The organism is Streptomyces sp. ActVer, from assembly GCF_027270795.1.
Lineage (GTDB): Bacteria > Actinomycetota > Actinomycetes > Streptomycetales > Streptomycetaceae > Streptomyces > Streptomyces umbrinus_A.
In genome coordinates this window covers 1-5,677 of sequence record NZ_JAPWHT010000575.1, presented here as the reverse complement: position 1 = coordinate 5,677, position 5,677 = coordinate 1, and the positions used below count along the sequence as shown (strand labels likewise).

The 5,677-nt window shown below is 72.9% G+C and carries 3 protein-coding genes; 1 reads left to right on the top strand and 2 read right to left on the bottom strand.

Annotated features, from left to right (window positions below):
* The coding region (locus O3Q52_RS47815; protein ID WP_269654732.1) for an FAD-binding and (Fe-S)-binding domain-containing protein at window positions 1–2,299 on the bottom strand (2,299 nt) is incomplete at its 3' end.
* A gap of 122 nt (window positions 2,300–2,421) precedes the next feature.
* Window positions 2,422–3,681: an aspartate aminotransferase family protein gene (locus tag O3Q52_RS47810; protein ID WP_269654731.1), complete on the bottom strand. Its 1,260-nt coding sequence runs from the start codon at window positions 3,679–3,681 to the stop codon at window positions 2,422–2,424.
* A 248-nt stretch (window positions 3,682–3,929) separates the two neighbouring features.
* On the opposite strand from O3Q52_RS47810, the gene O3Q52_RS47805 reads away from it, so the two are divergent.
* Window positions 3,930–5,582 (top strand): PucR family transcriptional regulator, encoded by a 1,653-nt coding sequence (locus O3Q52_RS47805; protein WP_269654730.1) that lies wholly within the window; start codon window positions 3,930–3,932, stop codon window positions 5,580–5,582.
* The last annotated feature ends 95 nt before the right edge of the window (window positions 5,583–5,677 follow it).

Here is a 5,677-nt window from a genome sequence, read left to right as displayed (position 1 = left end):
CGTCGAGCCGGGCCACGGTACGGGCCATGACCCGCCGCGCCACGGACAGTTGGCCGGTGCTGACCCAGGTCAGCCCGCAGCACAGGCCGTCCCGCGCCGCGCTGGGTATCCCGGCGTCGGCGAGCACGCGTGCGGTGGCCCCGGCCACCTGGGGTCGGAAGGCGCGCGTGAAGCTGTCGACGAAGAGCAGAGCGCTCGGTTCGGCGGTGCCGGACGTGCGCAGGGCGGACCGCAGCGAGCGTCGGGAGGCGAAGGCGGGGATCGTACGTCTCCTGGTGACGCCGCCCACCCGCGCGAGCAGCCTGCCGACGGGCCCGCGGAGCAGAGCGTTCAGGGGCCTCGCTACCCGGGCGGCCAGGGCCGAGGTGAACGGCAGCCATCCCAGTGAGTAATGGGAGCGGGGCCGGATCCGTCCCCGGTAGTGCTGGTGCAGGAACTCCGCCTTGTACGTGGCCATGTCGACGCCCACCGGGCAGTCGGTGGAGCACGCCTTGCAGGACAGGCACAGGTCGAGGGCGTCGCGGACGTCCGTCGAGCGCCAGCCGTCGTGGACGGTCTCGCCGCGCAGCATTTCCTGGAGGGCCCGCGCCCGGCCGCGGGTGGAGTCGTTCTCGTCGCCTGTGGCGCGGTAGCTGGGACACATGACACCGCCCGCCGACGCGTCTGAGCGACAGCGGCCGATGCCGACACAGCGGCGGGCGGCGCCCGCGAAGCCGTCCTCGTCGTGCGGGAAGGTGAAGAGCGTCGGGCGCCCGTCCGGTACCGGCGGGCCGTGCAGGGCCAGGTCGGCGTCGAGCGCGGCCGGTGCCACGATGACGCCCGGGTTCAGCAGGCCCTCCGGGTCGAAGGCGCGCTTGAAGGCGGCGAACGCCCGGATCATCCGGTCGCTGTACATGACTTCCAGCAGTTCACCGCGCGCCCGGCCGTCGCCGTGTTCGCCCGAGAGCGTGCCGCCGTGCCGGACCACCAGCGCGGCCGCCTCCTGGAGGAAGCGGCGCGCGGCGGCACGGCCGGTGTCCGTGGCGAAGTCGAAGTCGACGCGGACATGGACGCAGCCGGCGCCGAAGTGCCCGTACAGCACGCCGGTCAGCTCGTGCGCGGCCAGCAGCGCGCGGAAGTCCCGCAGGTAGTCGGCCAGATCCTCCGGGGCGACGGCCGCGTCCTCCCAGCCGGGCCAGGACTCCCCGCCGTCGAGCAGGCGGGCGGCCAGACCGGCGCCGTCCTCGCGGACCCGCCACAGGGACCGCCGCTCCCCCGGGCTCGACACCAGCCGCCCGTCGACCATCCGCCCGCGCGCCTTGAGGGTGTCGAGGAGTTCGGCCGCGCGGGCGGTGACCAACTCCTCCTCGTCTCCGTCGAGTTCGACGTACAGCCAGGCCCGTCCGCCGGGCAGCCCGGTGACGGAGTCCGTACCCCGGCGGGCGCGCATGGTCGCGACGATGGCCTCGTCCATGCCCTCCACGGCGGTGGGCGACCAGCGCAGGATCTCCGGTACGTCCTCCGCGGCGTCCACGACGTCGTCGTAGCCGAGGGCCAGCAGGGCCGAGGCGGGAGCCGTCGCCACCAGGCGGACGGTCGCGGCGACGACGACCGCGCAGGTGCCCTCGGTGCCGACCAGGGCGCGGGCCATGTCGAAGCCGTGCTCGGGCAGCAGGTGCTGGAGCTGGTAGCCGGAGACCTGGCGCGGGATCCGGCCGAGTTCGGTCCGGATGAGTGCGAGTTGGTCCGCGACCAACTTCCTTACCTCGTACGCGATTTGGGCGACGCGCTCGACGGACGCGGTGTCCGCGGGATCGGCCGCGTGCAGCCCGGTGTGGTCGGCGATCGCGTGGACGCCGTCGGCGGTGACGATCTCCAGCGACTCGATGTGGCGGCCGGTCCGCCCGTGGCGTACGGACCGGTTGCCGCAGGCGTCGTTGCCGATCATGCCGCCGAGCGTGCACCGGCTGTGCGAGGAAGGGTCGGGGCCGAAGGTGAGGCCGTGCTTCCCTGCGGCGGTGCGCAGTTCGTCGAGCACGACTCCGGCCTCGACCTTGGCGGTTCCGGCCGCGGGATCGAGGTCCAGTACGCGGTTCAGGTGGCGGGAGAAGTCCAGGACGACACCCGGGCCGATCGCGTTGCCCGCCATGCTGGTGCCGCCACCGCGTGCCGTGACGGGGATGCCCAGTTCCCGGCAGGCGCTGAGTACGGCTGCGACGTCGGCGCCGGAGCGGGGGAAGGCCACGGCCCGTGGCGGCACCCGGTAGTTGGAGGCGTCGTACGCGTAGGCGGCGGTCCGGCCGCCCGTGTCGACCCGCATCCCCGGGGCGGTCCCGGCGAGCAGCCGCGACAGCGCCTCGGTGCCGTCGTCCGCCGACGCGCCGGGCCCACGAGGCGGCAGCGGCGCCGCCTCGTGGCCCGTGAGAGGGTCCGGACCAGCGCTCACGGCGCCGAGGTTCCGGTTTCCACGGCTGCGGACCAGGCCCGCAGCCCCTCGTCGATCGCCGTCTCGTCGACGACGAGCGCAGGGATCATCCGTACGACCTGGTTCCAGGCTCCGCACAGCAGCAGGAGCAACCCCTCGTCCACCGCGGCCCGTTGCACACGCGCGGCCGTCGCGGAATCGGGCTGCCCGTCCTCGGTCACGAACTCGGTCCCGAGCATCAGGCCGAGCCCTCGGACGTCCCCGATGCCGGGAGTGTTCGCGGCGACCGTCTCGAGACCGGCCCGCAGCCGGGCTCCCATCGCCTCGGCGTTCTCGACGAGCTTCTCGTCGCGTACGACGTCGAGCGTGGCGCAGGCCGCGGCGCAGGCGACGGCGTTGGCGCCGTAGGTGCCGCCCTGCGAGCCCGGCCAGGCCTTCTGCATCAGTTCCTCGGAGGCGGCGATGCCCGACAGCGGGAAGCCGCTGGCCAGCCCCTTGGCCGTGACGAGGATGTCCGGGGTGACGCCGAAGTGGTCGTGGCCCCAGAACCGGCCGGTGCGGCCCACTCCCGTCTGTACCTCGTCCAGGATCAGCAGGAAGCCGTGGCGGTCCGCCCGCTCGCGCAGCCCTTCGAGGAAAGCCTGGTTCGCGGGCACGTACCCGCCCTCACCGAGGACCGGCTCGACAATGATGGCGGCCGTGTCGTCGGGCGAGGAGATCGTCTGGAGCGTGTAGTCGAGTTCCTGAAGGGCGAAGCGGGTCGCGGTCTCCTCGTCCCAGCCGTACCGGAAGGTCGTCGGGAAGGGGGTGACGACCACCCCGCTCATCAGCGGTGAGAAGCCGGAGCGGAAGCGGGTGCCGGAGGTGGTCATGGAGGCGGCGGCCACGGTCCGGCCGTGGAAGCCTCCGTGGCAGACCAGGACGTTCGGGCGGCCGGTGGCCTGGCGGGCCAGGCGCAGCGCGGCCTCCACGGCCTCGCTGCCGGAGTTCATGAAGAACAGACTGTCCAGCCCCGCCGGCAGCACCTCGCCCAGCCTGTCGACCAGCTGCCGCAGCGGCTGGTGCATGACCGTCGTGTACTGGCCGTGGATGAGCGTGCCGACCTGCTCCTGGGCGGCGGCCACGACCCTGGGGTGACAGTGGCCGGTGCTGGTGACACCGATGCCGGCGGTGAAGTCGAGATAGCGGCGGCCGTCCTCCCCGTACAGGTGTACGCCCTCGCCCCGGACCGCCACCACGGGCGTGGCCTGGCGAAGGTGCGGCGACAGTGTGGTCATGTTCGTCTCCCGGCGCTGTGTCGGATGTCGCTCGGTCGTTTCTCGCGTTTCTCGCTCGGCGTCTTCAGCATTTCCAGGGAGCCGGACCGCCACAACGTCTGATCTGTCCGCTCCGGGCACGGCATTTGGACGATGTGTCAACCTCACGGGGCCGGGCACGTCGTCCACGACCCGGTCAACGGCCGTCGGGCCGGCCTTGCGCAGGTGGCGGGTGCTTGTCAGAGTGGCCGGGCACGTATGGAGGCACCGTGAGCGAGGAACACCGGACAGCCGGACCGCGGCGCGGGAACGAGCCGGAGGCCGTGACGGGCCGTCCCCTCACCGTGGACGACGTGCTGGGGCTTCCCGTGCTGGCCGCGGGGCAGCCCCGGGTGGTCGCCGGCGAGTCCGGTCTCGACCGGCGGGTCCAGTGGGTGCACATCACCGAGCTCACGGATCCCGCTTCGTTCCTGAAGGGCGGGGAGCTCGTCCTCACCACCGGTATGCCGCTGCCGGAGCAGCCCGCCGAGGTGCGGCGGTACGTGGACGAGCTCGCCGACATCGGTGCTGCGGCCCTCGTGATCGAACTGGTCCGCCGGTACCACCGCCCGCCCGAGGCGCTGGTTCACGCCTGCCGGAGCCGCGGTCTGCCGCTCGTCACCCTCTCCAAGGACGTCAACTTCCTCGAGGTCACCCAGGTCGTGCACGCGCTCATCGTCGGCAACCAGATGCAGGCGATGCGCAGGACCCAGCAGATCCACGAGGCGTTCACCGCGCTGACGCTGCGCGGCGCCTCCCCGGAGGAGGTGGTCCGGGCGGCGGCGGAGACGAGCGGCCACACCGTCGTGCTGGAGAACCTGGTCCACCACGCGGTGATCTGCGAACCCTCGGGCCATACCGTCGAGGAGGCGCTCTCCGGGTGGGAGCGGCGTTCCCGGGCGACGCCTCCCCGCGACCACACGGAGGTGCTCGGTCCCGAACACTGGCTCGTGGCACCGGTGGAGTACCGCGGCGAACCCTGGGGCCGCGTCATCATGCTCCCCGCCCCGACCCGTACCCCCCGTACCCCGTCGTTCGGCCCCGAGGACGTGGCCGTGCTGGAACGGACGGCGATGACCCTGACCATCGCCCGACTCATCCATGCCACGACCTGGGAGCGGAGCGCGCACCGCAACACGCTGCGGGACATAGCCGAGCAGCGCCACCGCTCCCCCGACGAGGCCCGGGCCCGCGCCGCCGCTCTGGGCCTGCCCACCGAGGAGTGCCATTTCCTCGCCGTCCTGATCGACACCCCCACCCACCCGGGCGGCGAGGACCTGGAAACGCGGCTGACCGAGGACCTGCGGACGGTGACCGTGCCCGCCCTCGTGGGCGAACTGGCCCCCGGACGCGTGGGCGTGCTGCTGTCCCTGCGCCCCTCGGGGTCCTGGCGGCCCACGGTCGAACAGCTCGGCCGCACCGCGCTGAACCTGGACTCGGGGGCCGTCGTGAGCGTCGGTTCCGAGGTCACCGACCTCTCCCGCGCGGCCCGTTCCTTCCACGAGGCAACACGAGTCGCGGAGGCGGCCCTGCCGCACTCCTCGGACAAGCCCTTCCACGAGCTGTCCGACATCGGTCTGCGGCACCTCCTGTACGCGCTGCGCCAGGACCCACGTGTCCAGAGCTTCGCCGAGCGGCAGCTCGCCCAGCTCATCGACCACGACAGCCGGCACGGCACCAGCCTGCTGCCGACGCTGCGCCACTACCTGGACGCCGCCGGCAACAAGACCACCGCCGCACGCCGGGGCGAGCTGTCCCGGCAGACGCTCTACCAACGGCTGCACACCATCGAGCGGATGCTTGACCTGGACCTCGAATCCGGCGAGCGCCGGACCGAACTGCACGTGGCCCTCATCGCGCTCGACGTGTCCCGGCTGGGCTGACGCCCTTCAGGCGGCCACCGCGGCGCCCCGCTCTCCCCCCTCTCGGTGGATCGGCGCGTCCGGGCCGGTCAGCGGGACGCCCGTGCCGCCCAGAT

What these genes read in the sequence shown, in the direction of transcription:
- O3Q52_RS47810 (WP_269654731.1), bottom strand. Translation starts at nt 3,681, where the DNA reads ATGACCACACTGTCGCCGCACCTTCGCCAGGCCACGCCCGTGGTGGCG.